This window comes from Candidatus Dormiibacterota bacterium (genome assembly GCA_035635555.1).
In the GTDB taxonomy this organism is placed as follows: domain Bacteria; phylum Acidobacteriota; class Polarisedimenticolia; order Gp22-AA2; family Gp22-AA2; genus Gp22-AA3.
In genome coordinates, this window is the sequence record DASQAT010000016.1 from 57,442 (window position 1) to 76,740 (window position 19,299).

Annotated in this window: 18 protein-coding genes; 10 read left to right on the forward strand and 8 right to left on the reverse strand. The window is 68.2% G+C overall.

Annotated elements, in window-relative coordinates; translation table 11 throughout:
• Positions 1 to 44: 44 nt before the first annotated feature.
• Positions 45 to 1,277 carry a hypothetical protein gene (locus VEW47_04540; GenBank protein HYS04441.1) on the reverse strand — a complete coding sequence of 411 codons (1,233 nt, stop codon included), beginning with the start codon at positions 1,275 to 1,277 and terminating at the stop codon, positions 45 to 47.
• 202 nt (positions 1,278 to 1,479) lie between these two features.
• Positions 1,480 to 3,999, reverse strand: coding sequence for a SpoIIE family protein phosphatase (locus VEW47_04545; protein ID HYS04442.1), 2,520 nt, complete (start codon positions 3,997 to 3,999; stop codon positions 1,480 to 1,482).
• Positions 4,000 to 4,121: 122 nt separating this feature from the next.
• Here VEW47_04545 and VEW47_04550 point away from each other — a divergent pair, with 122 nt between their 5' ends.
• The 6 genes from VEW47_04550 to VEW47_04575 all read left to right on the forward strand — a co-directional run bounded on the left by VEW47_04550 (position 4,122) and on the right by VEW47_04575 (position 8,251).
• A complete protein-coding gene (locus VEW47_04550) occupies positions 4,122 to 4,367 on the forward strand; it encodes a hypothetical protein (GenBank protein ID HYS04443.1) in 246 nt (81 codons plus the stop codon).
• Positions 4,346 to 4,717: a type II toxin-antitoxin system PemK/MazF family toxin gene (locus VEW47_04555; GenBank protein ID HYS04444.1), complete on the forward strand. Its 372-nt coding sequence runs from the start codon at positions 4,346 to 4,348 to the stop codon at positions 4,715 to 4,717. The genes VEW47_04550 and VEW47_04555 overlap by 22 nt, the downstream gene beginning before the upstream one ends.
• Positions 4,714 to 5,136 (forward strand): hypothetical protein, encoded by a 423-nt coding sequence (locus VEW47_04560; GenBank protein ID HYS04445.1) that lies wholly within the window; start codon positions 4,714 to 4,716, stop codon positions 5,134 to 5,136. The genes VEW47_04555 and VEW47_04560 overlap by 4 nt, the downstream gene beginning before the upstream one ends.
• Positions 5,133 to 5,501 carry an EamA family transporter gene (locus VEW47_04565; protein ID HYS04446.1) on the forward strand — a complete coding sequence of 123 codons (369 nt, stop codon included), beginning with the start codon at positions 5,133 to 5,135 and terminating at the stop codon, positions 5,499 to 5,501. Before VEW47_04560 ends, VEW47_04565 begins: the two co-directional genes overlap by 4 nt.
• 113 nt (positions 5,502 to 5,614) lie before the next feature.
• Entirely contained in the window at positions 5,615 to 6,961 is a 1,347-nt protein-coding gene (locus tag VEW47_04570; GenBank protein ID HYS04447.1) for a hypothetical protein, read from the forward strand.
• Between the two features lie 54 nt (positions 6,962 to 7,015).
• Entirely contained in the window at positions 7,016 to 8,251 is a 1,236-nt protein-coding gene (locus tag VEW47_04575; protein ID HYS04448.1) for a hypothetical protein, read from the forward strand.
• Positions 8,252 to 8,305: 54 nt separating this feature from the next.
• Here the strand turns inward: VEW47_04575 and VEW47_04580 are convergent, their stop codons facing one another.
• Positions 8,306 to 11,230 (reverse strand): PQQ-binding-like beta-propeller repeat protein, encoded by a 2,925-nt coding sequence (locus VEW47_04580; GenBank protein HYS04449.1) that lies wholly within the window; start codon positions 11,228 to 11,230, stop codon positions 8,306 to 8,308.
• 176 nt (positions 11,231 to 11,406) lie between these two features.
• Between VEW47_04580 and VEW47_04585 the strand changes: the two genes are divergently transcribed.
• Positions 11,407 to 11,823: a GFA family protein gene (locus tag VEW47_04585; protein ID HYS04450.1), complete on the forward strand. Its 417-nt coding sequence runs from the start codon at positions 11,407 to 11,409 to the stop codon at positions 11,821 to 11,823.
• A gap of 42 nt (positions 11,824 to 11,865) precedes the next feature.
• Here VEW47_04585 and VEW47_04590 read toward each other — a convergent pair whose 3' ends face one another.
• The 5 genes from VEW47_04590 to VEW47_04610 form a co-directional block, all read right to left on the reverse strand.
• Complete coding sequence (locus VEW47_04590) at positions 11,866 to 12,585, reverse strand: hypothetical protein (protein HYS04451.1); 720 nt, start codon at positions 12,583 to 12,585, stop codon at positions 11,866 to 11,868.
• 187 nt (positions 12,586 to 12,772) lie between these two features.
• Positions 12,773 to 14,113 (reverse strand): DEAD/DEAH box helicase, encoded by a 1,341-nt coding sequence (locus tag VEW47_04595; GenBank protein HYS04452.1) that lies wholly within the window; start codon positions 14,111 to 14,113, stop codon positions 12,773 to 12,775.
• A 258-nt stretch (positions 14,114 to 14,371) separates the two neighbouring features.
• On the reverse strand, positions 14,372 to 15,259 hold the full coding sequence (locus VEW47_04600; protein HYS04453.1) for a hypothetical protein: 888 nt from the start codon (positions 15,257 to 15,259) through the stop codon (positions 14,372 to 14,374).
• On the reverse strand, positions 15,256 to 15,756 hold the full coding sequence (locus VEW47_04605) for a PspC domain-containing protein (GenBank protein ID HYS04454.1): 501 nt from the start codon (positions 15,754 to 15,756) through the stop codon (positions 15,256 to 15,258). Before VEW47_04605 ends, VEW47_04600 begins: the two co-directional genes overlap by 4 nt.
• Before the next feature lie 11 nt (positions 15,757 to 15,767).
• Positions 15,768 to 16,652, reverse strand: a complete 885-nt coding sequence (locus tag VEW47_04610) for a GMP synthase (GenBank protein ID HYS04455.1) — start codon at positions 16,650 to 16,652, stop codon at positions 15,768 to 15,770.
• 144 nt (positions 16,653 to 16,796) lie between these two features.
• Between VEW47_04610 and VEW47_04615 the strand changes: the two genes are divergently transcribed.
• The 3 genes from VEW47_04615 to VEW47_04625 are packed head-to-tail and all read left to right on the forward strand — an operon-like array spanning position 16,797 to position 19,296.
• Positions 16,797 to 17,648 carry a hypothetical protein gene (locus tag VEW47_04615; GenBank protein HYS04456.1) on the forward strand — a complete coding sequence of 284 codons (852 nt, stop codon included), beginning with the start codon at positions 16,797 to 16,799 and terminating at the stop codon, positions 17,646 to 17,648.
• Complete coding sequence (locus VEW47_04620; protein HYS04457.1) at positions 17,645 to 18,085, forward strand: hypothetical protein; 441 nt, start codon at positions 17,645 to 17,647, stop codon at positions 18,083 to 18,085. The genes VEW47_04615 and VEW47_04620 overlap by 4 nt, the downstream gene beginning before the upstream one ends.
• Positions 18,061 to 19,296: an aldo/keto reductase gene (locus VEW47_04625; GenBank protein ID HYS04458.1), complete on the forward strand. Its 1,236-nt coding sequence runs from the start codon at positions 18,061 to 18,063 to the stop codon at positions 19,294 to 19,296. Before VEW47_04620 ends, VEW47_04625 begins: the two co-directional genes overlap by 25 nt.
• Positions 19,297 to 19,299 lie beyond the last annotated feature (3 nt).

The window sequence follows — 19,299 nt, forward strand, 5'->3', positions numbered from 1 at the left end:
GTCCGGTGGAATGCTTGGCCCGCCCCGCTCATCGGTCTGGCAGCCTACTCTCCAACCGGAACATCCCGGAACACGAAGTTGAGCTGCCGCCCCCGGTAGCCTTGATCGGCAACAAGGTTCACCGTGCCGTGGTTGACCACCTTCGGCACTTTAGTAAACACGATCTGCCATTCCAGAGGAGAGCCCGGGCGGATATCCATGTTGCTCGCCGAACTCAGGGCTTTCGCCCCATGAGTCACGGCCGTGTACTGAGCGCCGGCAGAATCCGAAAACGACGACACCCGTCCGCCCCGGGAATACAGCGGATTCATCAAGATCGGTTCCACCGCACCGGTGCGGTTTTCCACGCGAAGCGCGCACTCGATCGGGCCTTCACCCGAGCGAAGACACTTTTTCAGCACGATGTGGAACGGCCCATCCTCAGCCACGAGGCGCAACGCGGTTTCCGACCCATCCAATTCACGCGTCTCGACCTGGTTGACCGCAGGCTCGGTTTGGCCCTCGAGAAAATGTGCGGCGATGGGCTCGTTGGCTGCAATCGGTGGCGGCGACGGCGCACGGCCGCTCTGAGGTCGGACGTCATGACCTCGGGCGGCTCGAGACAAGAGCTCTTTCACCAATTCTCGATCAACCGGCCGTAGAGCCTCCTCCATCTGTGGGTGAAATCCCGGTCTGTCGAAGAAGTCGATGTCGCCGTTCGGCCATCGGTAGTACCACACCCGGGGCAGGCTGTTGCGCGGATCGAAGAATGTGTAATGCAGCGGATCCTTGATCCGGATCAGGTGCGGCACCGCGATCCTCGACCTGGACGACTGAATCCAGAGAACTTGTTCACGGCTGCACTTCGTGGCCTTCGTTCCGTAGGTCGGATCGACCATGGGTTCGTCGAAGACTTTGATCCCTTCCGGCGTGTTCACACAGTACTTGTCCGTCAAGTTATAGCGAGACGCCCACTCCATCACACCAAAGTACGCAGCGACAGAAAGGACGATCGTTATCCCGGGCCAGCGCTTGTACAGGCCCAATGTCGGATAGAGGCCGCCGCGTAGCCAGAATTCCCATCCGAGACGGCCGACCGCCCAGAAAAATGGGATGGACCCGACGATGATGAGGGATGTTACGAGGTTTCGGCTCCACCCTGAGGCGTGAACGATATTGTCGACCACCTGCGTGATCGTGCTCACCACAAATCTCTCGCTCATGTGAGCTCGCCACGCCACGAACAAGACGATGGCCACAACGCACGCCGCAACGAGATAGGCTATCGATCTTTTCATTGTTCCCTCCCCCCCCACGCGGGAACGGCCGAGCTTGGAAACCTGCTGTGCTCACAGCGCTCTTCTTCGCCACCACGCATGCCGCGAGAATGCGCGCTGGGAGACGTCCGCCACTGTGTTTCCTGACAGGTGAAGAAGTGGCTGCATTCTACCAGGGACCGCGGACTCGCACAAGACTCGAGGAACGCCGAGGCGGCGTGGTTCACCTGCACCGCGCGGCCACCAGCGTAATGTCGTCCTCCTGCTCGCCGGCGCTGAATTTCCGGACCGCCTCGAGGATCGCCGTCACGAGCGCCGGTGCCTCCGCCTGGCGATGGCTGCGCAGCGTCTCCAGGATGCGCGCCTCGCCGAACTCGACGTCCTGGTCGCTCCGCGCCTCGGTGATGCCGTCGCTGTACAGCAGCAACGCGTCCCCGGGCGCCAGTATTGTCTCCGCCACCGCGCAGTCCCACGCGTCGAACGCTCCCAGGATGGTGGCCGTGGCCGCCAGGCGCTCCACGCCGCCGTCGGCGCGCATCAGAATGGGCGGATTGTGCCCGCAGTTCGTGTAGCGCAGTCGGCGCGTTGCGTCGTCGTAGCAGCCGAAGAAGAGCGTGGCGTAGCGGCTGTCGGCGATCGAGTCGCACATCGCCTGGTTCAGCCTGCACATCATCCCCCGCAGGTCCTCGCGCGCCAGCCCGGACTGGCTGCGCAGGTTCGCCTGCAGGTTGGCCATCATCAGCGCCCCGGCGATCCCCTTCCCCGCGATGTCGGCCAGCACCAGACCGACCTGTCCGCCGCCCAGCTCGAGGAAGTCGTAGTAGTCGCCCCCGACGGCGCGTGCCTGCAGGCAGTGGCCGGCGCAGTCGAGTGTCTGCAGCCGCGGGACGCGGCGTGGCAGGAGTTTCAACTGCACCTCCTTCGCCAGCTCCAGCTCGACCGTGGCGCGTCGCTCGGCTTCCAGGCGCACGGCGATCTGCCCGGCGAGTCGGATGTTCTCCAGCGCCAGCGCCGCCTGGCTCGCCACCGACGACAGCAGGCGCCAGTCCTCCTTCGAGTACGGCTCCTCGGAGAGACGCTCTCCCAGGAGGATGACGCCGGCCTGGCGCCCGTCCCGTCCGAACAGCGGTACGCGGCGTCCGCCCTCCGTCACACGGTCCTGCGACGAACCTGTGGGCACGATCCGCTCCGGGCTCCCCGCCGGCGCGCCCTGCACCGCCACGAGCGAGCCGCTGCCGTCTTCCAGGTAGATCGCCAGCGAGCTGGGATGAAGCGCCTGCCGGATGTGGCCGGCCAGGAACGCCCCCAGCTCCTCGCGGGTGGTGGCGGCGGAGGTCTTCTCGGCCAGCGCCTGCATGATCTGCCGGGCGTCGTAGGCGCTGCGGAAGAAGGCGCGATCGATCCTCTGCGTCACGCTCGTCCGCAACAGCGTCCCCGTCCACACCAGAGCGATGCCGAATCCGGCGCCGAGGGTGGTGCCGGCGGCCGCGCCGAGATCCAGGCGGGCCTGCAGGACTCCCGCGGACCAGCGGGCGAAGAGAACCGTCACGGCGGAGCCCGCGACGATGAGCAGCAGCGTGAATCCGCGCTGCACCAGCAGGTAGCGCGCCCCCCGCTTCAGAAGCAGCGGGATCTCCAGGACCCGGTGCTTGATGATGGCGTAGGCGAACGACAGCGGGAGCAGCAGGACCGCCAGCACGGTCGGTGCCCACACCCAGAACGGGTAGCCGTAAGGGGACCGCTTGGCGGCGACCGCCACCATGTTCAGCACCATGAACGGCAGGACCCCCACCACCGTCCCCCAGACGATCACCCGGGTCCGCCGTCGCGCCTCTGAAGTCGGCGCGCGCAGTCCGTTCCACACCAGCGACGCGAGGGAGAGCGCCGTGGCTCCGAAGTAGTAAATCGAAAGAGTCGCGCCGGTGACCGTCGGGCCGACACGATCGGCCACGCGCATGACGGGGGCGAAGCCGCCGGCCACGTACGCCGCGATCCCCAGCGGCACGACCAGGGCCGCGGCCGCCGCCATGAGCGACGTCTTCAACCAGGGCAGTCGCCTGTCGATCGGAGAAGGGACAGGGAAAACGGCGCAGAAGTAATAGGAGAAGGCCCCGAACAGCCCCTGGAAGATGACTTTGTAGCCGGCGGCGAAGCCGCGCAGAGGCGGGAGGATGAGCCCCTCCAGCGCCTGGATCGGCGCGACGGCGATGAAGCTCGTGAACAGAAGCGCCAGCAGCCAGGCGTTGCGATCCTGGAGGCGCATGAACAGGACGAAGAACCCGACGACGAGGAACATCACCGGGAAGGAGCCGACGGCCTGGGTGGCGATGGCCCGCGCCGGCGTCCGCTCGCCGCCCTCGCCGGCAGGCGGGCCGAGCACCACCGGCACGACCAGGGGAATCGGCTCGCCGGTCCGCTCGATCGTCAGGCGCACCACGTCCCCCGGCTGGCCGCGGGTCACCGTATCCGGAAGGGGGACGTAGGCCTCGAGGGGCCGGCCGTCGACCGCGCTGATGAGGTCTCCCGGCCGCAGTCCGGCCGCCTCGGCGCCGCTGCCTGCGATGACGCGGGTCACTCTCAGGGAGTCCTGGCCGCGCGGATTGTCGTACTCGATGCCGATCACCACCCGCGGCTGCACGCGGATGTAGTACATCCACAGGCCGCTGTAGAGGACGGTCGCCGCGGCGAGCAGGATCGCCGCAAGCCTCAGAACAGGCCGGGGCAGAGACGTGAGTCCGCTCATGTGTGGGCGGATTATATCCTCAGCGAGGTGTCTCCCCTCGCGGCTCCCTCTTTCGGACGCGCCCCCCCGGCGGGCTGACAAACCGTTTGACATACACATCATAGGTGTGTACCATCAGTTCCGTGCATCGACGCATCAACATCACCTTGCCGGAAGAGACGATTCGGCTGATTGACCGGGTCGCGAAGAAGGGAGACCGGAGCTTCCTCATCTCCGAGGCCGTGCATCGCTACGTGGCGTCGGTCGGGAAGGCAAGACTCCGCCGCCTTCTCAAGGAGGGGGCGCTCCGCCATGCCGAGCGCGACCTGAAGCTCGCGGAAGAATGGTGCAGCCTGGACGAGTCCGCGTGGCACGACGAGCAGGAGTAGCCCCTCCCAGGAGAGGCGAGGTCTACCTGGTCTCATTCGATCCCACCGTGGGCGCCGAGATCAAGAAGACCCGACCCGCGCTGATCATCCAGAATGACCTGGGCAATCGCTGGAGCCCGGTCACCATCGTGGCGGCGATCACTTCGCGATCCGACACGCCTGCCTATCCCGTTGATGTGCGCGTCGATCCGCCGGAGGGCAACCTGAACGTTCCCTCCGTGGTCCTCCTGAACCAGGTCCGGACCATCGATAGACGGCGCCTGGTGAAGCGACTCGGCAGGCTGCGTCCCGACACCATGAAGCTCGTGGATCGGGCGCTCCAGATCAGCCTGGGCCTCGTGGGACTATGAGGCGACAACAGGATCTCAAGACCCTCGTCGTCCTGGCCCTCGCGATCCTGGCCAACGGGGCGGGAAATCTCAGTCTGAGCTACGGAATGAAGTCGGTGGGCCCCCCTGGAGCCTGGACGCTGCCCGGTCTCTGGGCCGTTGTCGGCACCGCGCTGTCAAGCCTGCCGGTCATCGCGGGAGGGCTTCTGCTCCTGATTTTCTTCGCGCTGTTCCTGGCGCTCCTCTCGTGGGCCGATCTCAGCTACGTCCTGCCGATGATCTCGTCCTGCTTCGTCGTGAGCGCACTCCTGGGGCACTTCGTGCTCGGCGAACAGATCTCTCTCGTCCGCTGGGCGGGCATAGCACTCGTGTCGATCGGTGTGCTGCTCGTCGGCCGGACCGGCCCTTCGAGCCACGCTTCGAGGGCGCCGGCCTCGTGATCACGGTTCTGCTGGTCGGCGTCATCGTCCTCTGCTTCTCGTTCGGGGACATCGCGCTCACGCGCGGGATGAAGCAGGCGGGCGAGGTGTCCTCCCTCCGCCTGGCCGTCCTCAACGAGGTCGGCGGCCGCGCCATCCGATCCCCCCTCGTCCTGCTCGGCGGAGCGCTGCAGATCGTGGCCTTCGTCACGTATCTCGTGGCCCTGTCGCAGCGCGACTTGAGCTACGTGTTCCCCCTGACCGCCACGAGCGACATCGTCACGACGCTCGCCGCCCGTTACCTGCTGCACGAGCGGGTGTCGCCCACGCGCTGGGCCGGGGTCGTTATCGTCTCCGTCGGCATCGCCCTGATCTCCGCCTCCTGACACATCCTTGACAGCCGGAAGCGCCCGAGGGTATACACGGCTCACTGACATCCTCGATCCGCTGACCCGGCCGCCGACAGGAGGCGACCATCGTCAAAGGTGGCCCGCGCACCGTGCCCGCATTCGTCCCGTTCGCCCTGGCCGCCATGGCCATCCTGGGCGTCGCGGGAGACTTCGCCGAAGCCGCGTCGACCCTCGCCGACTGCTCCCTTCCCGACGATACGTGCAACGGGATCGACGACGACTGCAACGGTGTGGTCGACGACGACGGAGTCGGCTACGACCTGGACGACGACGGTGTTCCGAACGCCTGCGACAATTGCCGCTACACCGTGAATCCTCTCCAGCAGGACCTGGACGGGGACGGCGAGGGGGACGACTGCGACCTCGACGACGACCTGATCCTCGTCACCCTCCCCGACCAGAACCTCGTCTTCTGGCAGCAGGAGCGGCCGTTCACCCGGTTCAACCTCTACCGCGGCAACCTTTCGGCGCTCGCCGACGCCGACGGGAACGGTGCGGCCGACGACTACGGCCCCTGTCTCGACCCGGACGATGCGAGCGGCGGATTCTTCGATTCCAACAATCCTCCGCCCGGTGAAGGATTCCTCTATCTGGTCACCGGCATCGATTCCACCGGGGAGAGCTCGATGGGCCAGGCGAGCAGCGGGGCCGTGCGCCCCAACCTGCACCCGTGCGAGCCGCGCATCTTCGGCCACCCGCCGGTGATCCAGAGCGTCACGTTCCTGGTGAATCAGCAGGAGTTCGTCCAGTGCGATTTCACGACCGTCCTGGAGGACTGGTTCTGCGTGAACGGGATACCCGGGACTCACGCCGACCCCGGGATCTTCCTCGAGGGGATCTACAACCGGCTGCAGTTCCAGGTGCGCGCGACCGACCCCGACTCGACGCCCGAGCAGGAGAACATCCTGCTGGTGAGCGCCAGTTTCCCCGATCCGAACGGCCTCGGGGAGATCTCGCTCGTGCTGTTCGACGATGCCTCCCAGAATCTCTTTCGGGTCAATCAGGTTGCCAACTTTCCCGAGGAGTGCTCGGAGGACCCCGTCTCCGGATCCTGCGAGTGTCACGGGGCGACCTACGCTCTGAGCTCCGGAGATCTCGTCACACACGACACCGTCTACACGCGGAATCTCGGCGTCACGAGCGCGTACGCAGATCCCCTGCTCATCGATTGCATCCGTCGCGCGACGGGCCAGACGACCTTCCAGGCGCCGGCCGGCACGAACTTCGTCTTCAAGATCGAAGTGGTGGATCGCCAGGGCAACCTGACCGCCTGGCCGCTGTCCCCTTCTGCGACGACGGGCCAGGAGTCGTTGCAGTGCTCCGGCGACCCCTGCGGCTGCTGCATGCTCTTGCCCCAGCCGCCCGCCGGCTGCGGCGGCCTGCCGGGGATGACCTCGCCAGCCTATCCCGACGGCTACTGCCTCTCCCTTCCCTGACCGACCCGGCCGATGGTCGCCGTGGGTTACCATAGGGTCGCGATCGGAGTCCCCTTGAGAATCCTGGCTCTCATCATGCTGTCGGCGTCTCTTTCCGGAGGACAGGCGTTCCTCTTCGACGCCGCTGCCGCCGGCGCTCCATCGTCCCGGGATCCCGACGCGGCGGTCGCCGCCGCGATCAACCGGCTGCGCGGCGTCCACCTCGAGGGGATGTCCGCGGCCGACAAGGACGCCCTGGGAGCGCGCCTCGACCGGGCCTGGGACGTCCTCTACGACCATCCCGAAGAGGCGGAGAAGGCGATCGTCGAGGTGCTCGCGACCGAGAAGGACGACAATTTCCTTCTCGTCGACCTGGCCCACATGCTGACAGTCCTCGACCCGGACCACCCGGAGCCGGCCGCCGCCGCCCTGCTCAAGGCGAAGGTGACGGCCGACCCGCCGGGGACCTTCCACGCCGCGGCGAACATGGCGGCGGCGCACTGCGCCGCCTGCCTCCCCGCGGTCCTGAGGATTCTGGAGATCAAGAACGCAGACACGCTGATCGTCGAGCACGCCCTGCCGATCGACCCGGAGCTGATGCTCGTCTTCACGCTCGGCCAGTACGGCGACGACGCGATCGCACCGGTCAGCTCGAAACTCTCGTCCGACAACTGTGTCGTGAGGGGGAACGCGGCGCTGGCGCTGGGTGTCCTGCAGCCGCCGACTATCCCGGAGCCTGTGCGCACGATCGCCGCCGGCGACGCCTGCGAAGACGCGCGCGGCAGGGCCTGGGCCGCGCTCGGGCTCCTCGACGACCCGCAGCTGGTCGGCGCCGTGACGAAGCGGCTCGCCGGCGCGCCTCCGGCGCCGAAGATCGAGCGTCTCGGCATCGTGCACGGGCTGGCCGCGGCGTTCTCGCCGGCGGCGAAGGCTCCGCTCAAGAAGCTGACGAAGGACTCCGACTCCGAGGTCGCGTCCGCGGCGCGGCGCGCCCTGCTCGGACTCGACGAGCTTCAGAAGCGCATGGATCAGATCAAGAAGGACCGCGCCGGGGTCTCTCCGAGAAAGCGGGCGAAGATGATCCGGAAGCTCGAGAAGGCGGTCCGTGCCGGGCGCATCGATCTCGGAATCGAGCCGGACGATCTGCTGACGACCCTGACCCCTTCCGACATCCCGCTCCTCAACCGCGCGCGCGCGGCCGTGCTCTCCCGGCTCTCCGACGAGTGTCTCGACGAGTACTACCCGATGACGCACGCCGTCCGAGCGCTGCGCGGCTCCCTCGCCTCCCCGGGCGTGGCGCCGCGCGACTGAGATCGTCCGCGACTCTGCTCCCTGCCGGCCGCAGGAACCGGCCGGCGCGGCTGCTCAGGGCAGATTCGGTGGTCTTCGGATCGGTGCCGAGGTCGTGCCTCCCTGGTTCATTTCCATCATGGCGTCGTTCAGCTCTCTCTGATCGCGGTCCAGGCTCTGCTGACCCAGTCGGCCCCAGTTGATGGCCCGCACCAGGTCGTTGAGCGCGCGGATCCGCGACGGCGTAGCGGGCGCCTGCCGCCCCAGCACCGCTCGGGCCGCCTGTTCGCGCACGGAGGCCTCGCTCAGCTCCTCCAGGACATGCTGCGTCATGCTCCTGGCTCCTGCAAGGTTGCGAATCACGAACTGGTCGAGCGTGACGCCGATGATGACGTTGATTGTTTTCTGCGCCTCGACGCTGACACCGTTCTCGCTGTACGTGGCGTGGATCGTGACCGGCTGTACGGGTGTGAACAGCTCGGTGGTTGTGAGGACCCCGTTCGTGTCAAGACTGGCGGACGGGGCAGAGTCGATCGACCACTGGGCGACCAGTGTCCGGTTGCGCACCCGGCCGTCGTCGTAGTAGGCCATCGCCGAGAACTGGGCGGTCGAGTTCTCCTGGACCTGCGAGGGTCCGGCAATCTCGAGCTTCACCAGCGTGGCCGGCGAGAACCCGGGCATCGAAATGGCGGTCAGGACTCCGTTCGCCGACGCGATGTAGAGCATGTCGTCTCCAAGCGCGAGGTTTCCTCCGACTGGATAGCTCCAGACGAGATCGCGTTCGAGCAGGTCGACCGCGAAAGTGCTGGTGCCCGTGGTCGCGATCACGTGCGACTCGGTCACGATCAGCGTGTTCGTGAGCGCGCCGCCGAGGGACTGCCAGGACCAGACCTCCGCTCCGGTGTCCTCATCGAGCACGGCCAGCCCGCCGTATCTGATCGCGTAAATCGCTCCGTGGGCGACCGACGGCTGTCCCGTGAACCCGCCCGCGATCTCGAAGCGGATCGACCGGGACTGGGTGTCGAAGCTGATCAGGCGACCGTTGTGGATGGCCAGGACGTCGTGAGAGGCGCCGAGGACCGGCGCCAGATTCATGCTCCAGCCATTCCACTCGAAGTTCCGGTCCTGGATCATGAAGACCGGCACGCCGGTGAGTCGGTTGAAGACGTAGAGGCCTGGACTGTAGGAGCCCACGTACGCGTAGGCGTAGGAGTCGTCCACCGCCGGCGTCCACTGGTCGTACTGCTGCAGTCCGACGAACCAGCGCTGCTGGCCTGAGAATGCGTCGAAGGCGTACATCCCGCCGTAGTAGCCGCCGTCGACGTACACCGTGCCGTTGAAGATGGTCGGTGCGTAGTAGCGCTCCCACTGGGCCGCGTGAGGCACCTTGAAGACTCGATCGCCCGTCTCGGCGTCGAACGCGTACAGCCAGGTGTCGCTGGCATGGTCGCCGGTCTGGATGTAGACATTGCCATATGCGTAGGCCGGCGGATTGACCGAGAAGACCCTGCCGAAATCCTTCGACCAGAGCGTCTCGCCGTCCCGGGAGTCGAGGGCGAAGAACGCGGGGCCGCTGCCGAAGTAGGTCAGGAGGGACACGAAGACCCGCCCTCCCGCCTCGGTCACCGGGTTGAGCGGCTTACCGGCCGCCACCGTCCGCTGCCAGCGAACGGCGAACGACTGCGGCTCCAGGATGACGGGCAGCCAGCCGCTGTGGCTGCTGTCGGCCTGGTACATCTCCCACGACTCGGCCAGCGCCGCCGATCCACCCGCGACCAGGAGGACGACCTTGTCGGCCTGCACCTCGATCCCGCCCTCCGTGTAGGTGGCGTGGAGGGTGAGCGGGGCCGGCGAGGGGTCCGGCGTGCCGGTGGAGAGGAGCCCGTGGTCGACGCTGGCGAGGGCGGCCGGCTCGACCGCCCAGGTGGCCGCGTCGGTGACGTTCTTCTGCACGCCGTTCTCGTACAGCACGGTCGCGAAGAATTGGGCCGTGGACTGCGCCGGCACCTGCGTCGAGCCGGCGATCGCGAGGCCTGTGACCTTCGGGACCGAGATCGGGTGCGCGAAGTCCACCACCCCGGAATAGGAGTAGTAAAAGGATGTCGAGAACGTGTCCTGGGTCCAGGTCGCGTTGTACAGCGTGTAGGTCACCTCGAACGGCACGATCGCCCCGACGGGAGCGCTGAAGTAATTGAACCGGTCGCCATAATACGTCGGGTCGTTCGACAGGATTTCGGCCCGGCCGCGCAGCACCGCGGTGGTCGCGCCCGCCACCGTCTCGATCACGAGCGCCCCCGACGCGCCCAGCGATCCCTGCGACGAGTGGTCACCGGAGTCGAAGTCCGTCTGGTCGTACAGCAGGCCGTTTGGCGGCGGGCCGAGGACGTAGCGGATCGTCTGACCCGAGACCTCCACGTGATCAACCATTGGCTCGAAGAGCCGGTACGTGCCTGCGCCGCTCTGCCAGCTCGACCCGTTATTGAGGTAATAGGTCACAGCACTTCCCAGCACGCCGACGGCCGCGCCCGGCTGGAAGGTCTGGTAGTAGCCTCCGGACGTCGTCATCCGATCGATCGTCGGGGGGCTTGTCAACTGCGGGGCCGGCTGCCCGGTGGCCTGATCCAGAGCGGCCTCTCCGGACGCGGGGTCAAGCAGCTCGACGTGGCCGTCCGGCCCGATCCGGATGCCCCGGTCCGGGTCGTCATGCGTCACCCGGCGGATCGCCGGATCGATCGGGGCGCCCGTATACGCTCCCGTTCCCGTCCAGTCCGCGCCGGCAACGCTCGCGAGCAGCGACTGGACGTACGGAACGAGCCGCAGCGGCTTGCCGTCCGGACGCTGGACGGCGTAGGCGTTTCCGCTCTCGTCCATGACGCCAATCAGCTCGCCCGCAGTGTTTCTGACGCCCAGCGAGGGCGTTTGCGAGCCCGTCAGCGCACCGCTTCCCACAATACCAAGCACCATGATCGACAGCAGGCACAGCAGAGCTCCGCGCTTCATGGTCGAGCTCCTTTTTGTGGGGATCCGCCCATCAGGCGGATCTCTCTGTTCAGCTTCCCGGGTCGTTTCACGAGTGAGCAAAAGATGGCCGGAGCATAGGCCCCACCCGAGGGAATTGTCAATTGGCCGCTGGCGTGTGCTATCGTCCTTCTCGCTCACATCTCCGGAGGGGGACGATGTCCAGGACGGAGGAGGTCCACGAGGGTTCGTGCTGCTGCGGGCGCGTGACGTACCGGATGCAGGGGCCGTACGGCACGTTCAGCCACTGCCATTGCACCGATTGCCGCAAGACACACGGCGCCGCGTTCGCCACCTACATCGGCGTCGCCGGCGCGCGCTTCAGTTTCCTCAAGGGGGAGAGCGAGGTCGGCAGTCACACGACCGAATCAGGCACGCGCCGCACGTTCTGCCGTCACTGCGGCTCGACCCTCACCGGCACCGTGGCGGCCGAGCCGGACAATATCTACGTCGCGACCGGGACTCTCGACACGCCTCTTGATCGGAAGCCCGAATACCACATCTTCCTTCGCAGCAAGGTCCCCTGGATCGAGATCCACGACGGCCTGCCGCAGCACCAGAAGTTCGCGGATTAGGCGGCCTCGCGGGAGCCGGCGGCCGCGGCGAGGCGACCGGCCTCAGTCGTGATCGTGGTCGTGACCGTGATCGCCCTGATCGTTGTCGTGGTCGTGGCCATGGCCGTGCCCGTGATCCTTCGACCCTTTCCTGCCGCCGCGATCGTCGTAGCCGCCGCGACGTCCGTCATCGCGACCGCGACCGCCACGGTACGGACGGCCCCTCTTCTCGGCGACGAAGACCTCGACCGGCGTGCCGCGGCCGCGGGCGCGGCAGACTTCGTAGGGAGCCATTCGCGCCGTGCGCGCCCCGACCTGCACATTGACGAGACCGACGATGTCGTTGTCGCTCAGGCGCACGCCGCGCGGATTCCTTCTCCAGTACCCATAGGCGTGACCGTACGGGGGACCGGGATCGCGATCGATCCCGTAGAACAGGACGTCCGGACGCACGCCCACTCTGTCGAAGATGATCGACCAGGACATCCCGCGGGCGCGCAGATCGACGATGTAGCCCGGCGGCCGGCCGCACTCGTGGGCCAGGAACAGGACGACCGGCAGGTCGACGTCGACGTACTGCAGTCTGGGCAGGACCGGCTCGAGGGCGACGCGGTCATACCCGTAATTGCTGACCGCCACGTTCAGGAACATCTGCCGGTCGTTGCTGACGCGATCCATGCTGAACAGGAAGTCGAACGACGCCCCGGCGTGCGCCGGGATCGGGGCTGCGCAGAGGGCCAGCCCCAGGATCAGTCCGGAAATCAATAATGATCGATGCTTCATTTGGACCTCCCTTCACGACTGCACGGGCTTCGTGAACAGCAAACGTGATGCCACGCCGCGAGCATTGCAAGCGCGGCTGGGAAAATCCATGGGCATCAACCGGTTAGCCTTGCCTGCGCGAGGCCCGGGCAGGCTCCGGGCGCGCAGGATCGACTGGAAATGTCACCTCGCGTGGACGGACGAGCGCTCAGGCCAGGCGCCGGGCGCCCCGTCCTCTCCAGATCTGGCTGGTCCGGCGGGCCGGCGGCGCTGCCTCGGCGACCGGCTGGCTGGGCGCGGTGCGGTGCGCCTGACTGTCTGGGCGCCACGGCCGCGGCTGCCCGGGACGCGGCATCTGCGGCCGCTGCGGAATCCGTGCCGGCGACTGCGGCGCCAACCGGGGCCCCGGCCGCTGCGCCGTTCCCCCGTCGGCGAATCCCGGCACGACCCTGCGCTCCAGGGTCTGGCCGATGAGCGCCTCGATCCCGCGCACGTGCGGGTGATCTTCCGGAGAGACCAGCGACAGAGCGTCGCCGGTCGCCCCGGCGCGTGCCGTGCGCCCGATGCGGTGGACGTAGTCCTCGGGAACGTTCGGCAGATCGTAGTTGACCACGTGGTCGATGCCGTCGACGTCGATGCCGCGGCCGGCGATGTCGGTGGCGACCATCACACGGGCCCGTTTGCCGCGGAACGCGTCGAGCGCCCGCGTCCGCTGGGACTGGCTGCGGTTGCCGTGCAGGAGCGCGACGGCGTGACCGCGTCCTTCGAGATGACGGGCCAGCTTATCGGCGCCGTGCTTGGTGCGCGTGAACACCAGCGTCAGGCCGCGCGCCTCGGTCTCGAGCAGGTGCGCCATCAGGTCGCGCTTGCGGCCGCTCGTGACCGGCAGCAGCGTCTGCCGCACGCCATGGGCCGGAGCCGAGCGGCGCGGCGCCACCTCGACGTGCACCGGGTCGCGCTGGATCTCCTGCGCAAGGCGGCGGATCGCGTCGGGCATGGTCGCCGAGAACAGCAGCGTCTGGCGGACCCTGGGAAGAACGCCGATGATGCGGCGCACGTCCTTGATGAACCCCATGTCGAGCATGCGGTCCGCCTCGTCCAGGACCAGCACCTCGAGACTTCGGAAATCGACGTTGCGGCGCTGGATGTGATCGAGAAGCCGCCCCGGTGTCGCCACCAGGATGTCGACGCCGCGGCGCAGCTTCGATTCCTGCGGCTGCAGGCCGACGCCGCCGTGCACGACCGCGGAATCGAGCCGCACGTGGCGGCCATAGACCCGCAGCGCCTCGGTGACTTGCAGCGCCAGCTCGCGCGTCGGGGTCAGGATCAGCGCCCGCAGGCGGCCGCGTGCTCCGGCGCGCAGGCGATTGAGGATCGGCAGGGTGAATGCGGCGGTCTTGCCGGTGCCGGTCTGGGCGCAGCCGATGAGGTCGCGGCCGGCCAGGATGGCGGGGATGGCGCCCGCCTGAATCGGCGTGGGCGTCTCATACCCCTCTTCGCGCACCGAGCGCGCAATCTCCTCTGCCAGTCCAAGTTCAGTGAATGACACGATAGTGACTCTCCTTTCGCCGGCGCCCGTGGCGCACGGCGGTTGATGACCACGGCCACCTGGCCGCGGCAATACTTTGCATGTGAACCTTGAGGGAACTGTTTCGGCTCTAGCGTTCTAGGCTGGAACCCGCTCCTGAGCGGGTCGACTTCGGTGTGCGAAGACTGCCTGCTCGTGGTTCAGTTGCAGGGTGATCATAGGGGCAATGGGGGGGAATGTCCAGCATTACTTTTCGGGCGCCTCGCAGAGGCCCGTCGCTCAACGCGTCCGGACCAGGACGCGATTGAACACTCCGTCCAGGGCCAGGCGGTACCCCGGCACGCCGTCCGCGCCCCCGGCGGCGCCACCTGCGGCGCCCCCCCGGTCGACGACGTTGAAGACTCCGTCGGTCGTCACCCGGACCGGCGTTCCGGCAGGGACCTCGATCTCGACCTGGTTGAACGCCCCATCGAGATCGAGACGGACGTCCGAGGCGGGCGCTCCGAGGCGCAGCCCCAGGTCGTTGAACGCACCGTCGATCGCGAGGCGCGACACCGGGGTCGCGGGGAGATTCAACCGCGTCGCCGTGAACGCCAGGTCGAGGTCGAGCGCGACCGGCAGGCCGGCCGCGACACCGAGCTCGCAGCGCGCGCGCCGGCGCCCGGGCAGGACGATGAACGCGTTCTTCCACACGGAGTTTGTCACCCGCACGCGGCCGCCCGCCGCGGTCTCGACCCGCACGGAATGCCGGCCGGCCTCGGTCGCGCGCCCCTCCGCGAGCAGGTTGCGCGGCAGACGCTTCGACTCGACATCGAAGCCGGCGAGCGCCAGCCGCCCCTCGAGCGTCCAGGCGGACGCGTCGGCCGGTCGCTCGAGCCGGAGCACCGTCCAGTCCCCCTCCGTTTCGGCGTCGCCGGAGTGAAGCGCCACGTACATCAGCGTCCCGAGGACCAGGACCGGCCCCAGGAGGACCAGCCAGGGGAAGGGGCTGCGCTCGAACACCAGCCGGATGCCGATGGCGACCAGGAGCATCGGCCAGTACGCCGCGGCGTCGGCCCAGAACATCGCCGGCAGCAGGCTCTGCGTCGTGAGCAGGAGGAAGGTGCCGATGCCGAGCAGGTAGAAGCCGCGCGACAGGCGGACCCAGCGGTTGCCGTCGTCGTTCACGGTCTCTTTCCGGCACGGCCGCGCGCCGCCTCGAGGATCAGGAAGGCGCCGACGGCGATCAGGATGACCGGCCACAGGTTCGCCAGCCGCGCCCATTGCGGCCAGTGCAGCCACGACAGCCGATCCAGGAGGAACAGCGCGCCGAGCACGATCAGGATCCCCCCGGCGACGGCGCGGCTCCGCCCCCCTCTCCGGGGCAGACGCTGGAACTCGTCGGCGAGCCGGTCCCCCGCCTGGCGCACCGAGTCGACCATCCTGTCGACCGCAGGCGTTCCGGTCGATGCGCCCGGATGCGCCGCCGCACCCTCGCCCCGATCGTCGCGCGGCATGACGATCCAGCCGACGACATAGGCCACGAGACCGGCCCCGCTCAGCGCCGTGAGCGCGATGAACACGATGCGCGCCAGGACCGGGTCCACGTCGAAATACTTCGCGAATCCGGCGGCGACTCCGCCCAGGACGGCGTTCCGCGTGTCCCTCGTCAGTCGTCGTTCCATGCTCCCCTCCGTCACATCGTGCGGCCGGGCTCGCGATCGCGCAGGCAGAGACGCACGAAGTTGTCGAGCATCAGGCGCGCCGGGCCCGGCTCGAAACGCTCCAGGCGATCGAGGAGGCGCTCGACGTGCCCCTCCGCCGGCAGGCCGTGCGCCCGCGCGTCCTCTTCGAGGATCCGCCGGCGCAGCAGGATCAAGTCGCGCAGGATCCCCGGCGTGGCCTCGGGATTGAACTGCACCCCCCACACGCTTTCACCGACGCGGAACGCCTGGATCGGCGCGCTGTCGTTGCCGGCCAGCAGGACGCCGCCCGGCGGGAGAGACTCCACGCGGTCCTCGTGCGTCGCCAGGACCGGGAGAGGAGACGGCAGTCCCTCGAACAGCGGGTCGAGCCGCGCCTCCGTGGTCGGCGTCACCTCGACCCTCCCGATCTCCCACCCGGCCGGGCTCCTCACCACGCTCCCGCCGCGCGCCCGGGCCAGCGCCTGACAGCCGAAGCAGACCGCCAGGACCGGCACGCCGATCTGGTCCGCCCCGCGCAGGAAGGCGGCGAGCCCGTCCATCCACGGCTCGGGCCTGAGGACCGACTTCACAGACCCGGTGACGACGACACCGACGTGCGACGTCAGGTCCGGGATCGGCCCCCGCGTCGCGTCGCACAGATCGAACGCCAGATCGTGCTTCGCCAGGGCATCCCTGAACCAGCGATCGTAGTCGCCGTGGGTGCGCTGCACCTCGACGGCCGTCGAGCCGGTCCTGACGATCAGGATGCGGGGCAGAGTCTGCAGGAACATCGGAGGGACACTGCGCCCGGTCAGCGGCCGCGGCCCCGCCGCTCCGGGCGGCGGCGCGCCGCGCGCCCGTCCGGCGATCGCGGCGTCCTCGTCGCGCTTGGTCATGACGCCTCCCAAGGCACAGGAGCCCGGAGTGTCCCGGGCCCGCCCATGTTGTGCTCGCCGTCGCGTCTATCCTATGCTCAAATGCTCCCGGCGCGGCGCCTCACGTCGCCGGATGTCGCTCGACAAAACGAGGGGTCGCCCCGGGTGAAAAAAACCGTCGCGCTCACGCTCCTGCTGGCGGCGCTGCCGCTCGCGCTGCTCCTGCCCGGCTCGCCGGGACGCCTGGGCGGACCTCTGATGTACCGTCTCCTCGTGACGTGGGGCGTGCCGATCGCCGCCGCCCTCCTCGCCGCTCTCCTCTCGCTGCGGGGGGCGCGCGGTCTTCTCTTCCCGGGCGCCCCGCGGACGATGCGGCGCCTACTTCCCTGGTGCTTCGCCGCCCTCGTCGCCGATTTCTCGTTCCTCGGCGCAGGCCACCTGCTCGGGTGGGTCACGTTCACGTACGGCGACCAGGGGTACAGCGGTCACCCGGCGCGCACCGTGCTGTGGGGGCTGCCGCTCTGCCTTGTCGTCGGTGTCTTCGGGTGGGAGTGGGCGCTCAGGCGGACGCTGTTCGTCTCCTGGGCGCGCTACACCGGGCGGCCGATCGCCCTTCTGATCTCGTGCGCCCTGGGTATAGCACTCGCGGCCCCCGCGATCCTCCCCGGTCTGATGGTCCCGGACCCGGCCTACGTCGCCGCGGCCTTCGTGGTGGTCGCCTGCCGCGAGATCTCCTGCGGGCTCATCTTCGCCTCCGGGGCGGGGCTCCCTGCGGCGGGGATCTACCGCGGACTGTTCGCCTATCTCGACACGTTCGTCCTCAACGACTGGTACAGCGTCCAGTTCCCCGCCGCGAACTACACCACGAGCGAGCCGATGTTCTATGTCGTGCGCGCGGCCGCCGCGGTCCTCTCGGCCGCGCTGGTCGCCGCCGGGACCCACCGGGCGTCGCGCGCCGGAGAGGCCGCGGCGGCATCCGCCGTCCCGGCCCGGCCGGCCGCGGGGACGCGCTCGTGACCGGGGACGGCGTCCCGGCCGCCGCGCCCCGCCCCCCCTGCTGGGTCACCTGCGCCGTCTTCGGCCTGGTCGTGATGGTCACCTGGACCCTGGTCATCAAGTACCTGGCGCCGGTCCTCTATTTCGTCTCGGAGCGCGCCGCCGGCCGCGAGCCTCCCGGCGTGCCGATCATGTGGGACTTCTGGTGGGTGGCGCACCTCGTCCTGGCGTGGATGCTGTGGCGCCGGTATCGCCGGGCCTGGGCCTTCGGGGTCGCGGTCTCGGCGCTCGAGATCCTCATCGTGACCGTCAAGTTCGTCGCCTACCTTCGCGCCCCCGACCTTTCTTTCTGGCGCCTCCTGTGGTTCACTAACAAGGTCTACGTCCTGGCGTTCTTCGTGATCCTCCTCGTCGTGCTTCTCAAGAGGAGAAGATGGCCCGATCCCGAAGCACCGTGAAGCGCCGCGCCCGCCGCGATCTCAGCCGGCGCGCCTTCCTGAAGCAGGCGACCCTGGCCACGGGCGCCGTCGCCGCGACCGCCCTCGGCACGGCGGCGGTCCCGGTCTCCGGCGCCGCGACCGGATCGGCCGGCGCGATGCGTCATCGCACCCTCGGACGGACCGGCCTCAGCGTCTCCGAGATCGGATTCGGCGGCTACCCGATCGACGATCCCGCGATCGTCCCGTACGCCCTGGACCACGGCATCAACTACATCGACACGGCGCACTGCTACCGCGGCGGCCGCAGCGAAGAGATCATCGGGACCGCGCTCAAGGGACGGCGCAAGGACGTCGTCCTCACGACCAAGTGGTGCCCGCACCACGTCGGCAAGCCGGCCACGAAGCGGGTCTTCCTGGACATTCTCGACGACAGCCTGCGGCGTCTGCAGACCGACCACGTCGACGTCGTGCTGAACCACGAGGTCGGCAGGAACTCCGACGGCACAGGCGTGGAGCGGCTGAAGAACCCCGAGATGTTCGAGGCGTTCGAAGAGGCCAGGAAGGCCGGCAAGGTCCGCTACCTCGGGGCCAGCGGCCACGACCCCGACCTGATGGACGTGATGCACTACGCCGTCGACTCGGGGAAGTTCGACGTCCTCCTGTGCCGCTATTCGTTCCTCGATTACCCGGAGCAGAACGCGCTGATCGAGAAGGCGCGCGCGAAGGGGGTCGGCGTCATCGCGATGAAGACGCTCGCCGGCGCCAAGGGGGCCGACCTCGACAAGTTCCGCGATCGCTACACGACCTTCAAGCAGGCGGCCCTCAAGTGGGTCCTGTCGAACCCGAACGTCTCGAACCTGATCATCTCGATCAACAGCACGCGCCAGGTGGACGAGTACACGCCCGCTTCCGGCCGGCCGCTGGAGAAGGCCGACCTCGATATCCTGCAAGAGTACGCCGAGACCTTTTCGACCCAGGTCTGCCGCTTCTCGGGCGCCTGCCTGCCCGCCTGCCCCGAGAACGTCCGCATCGCCGACATCCTGCGCTTCTCGATGTATTACAACGACTACAAGCAGGAGAACCGCGCCGTCGAGTCGTACGCCCGGCTCGTCGCCTCCGAGCGCGCCGCCCACTGCGCCCACTGCGCCGGCTTCTGCGAGCAGGCCTGCGCCTACGACCTGCCGATCAAGACACTCCTGATCCGGGCGCACAAGACGCTGTTGTCTTGACAG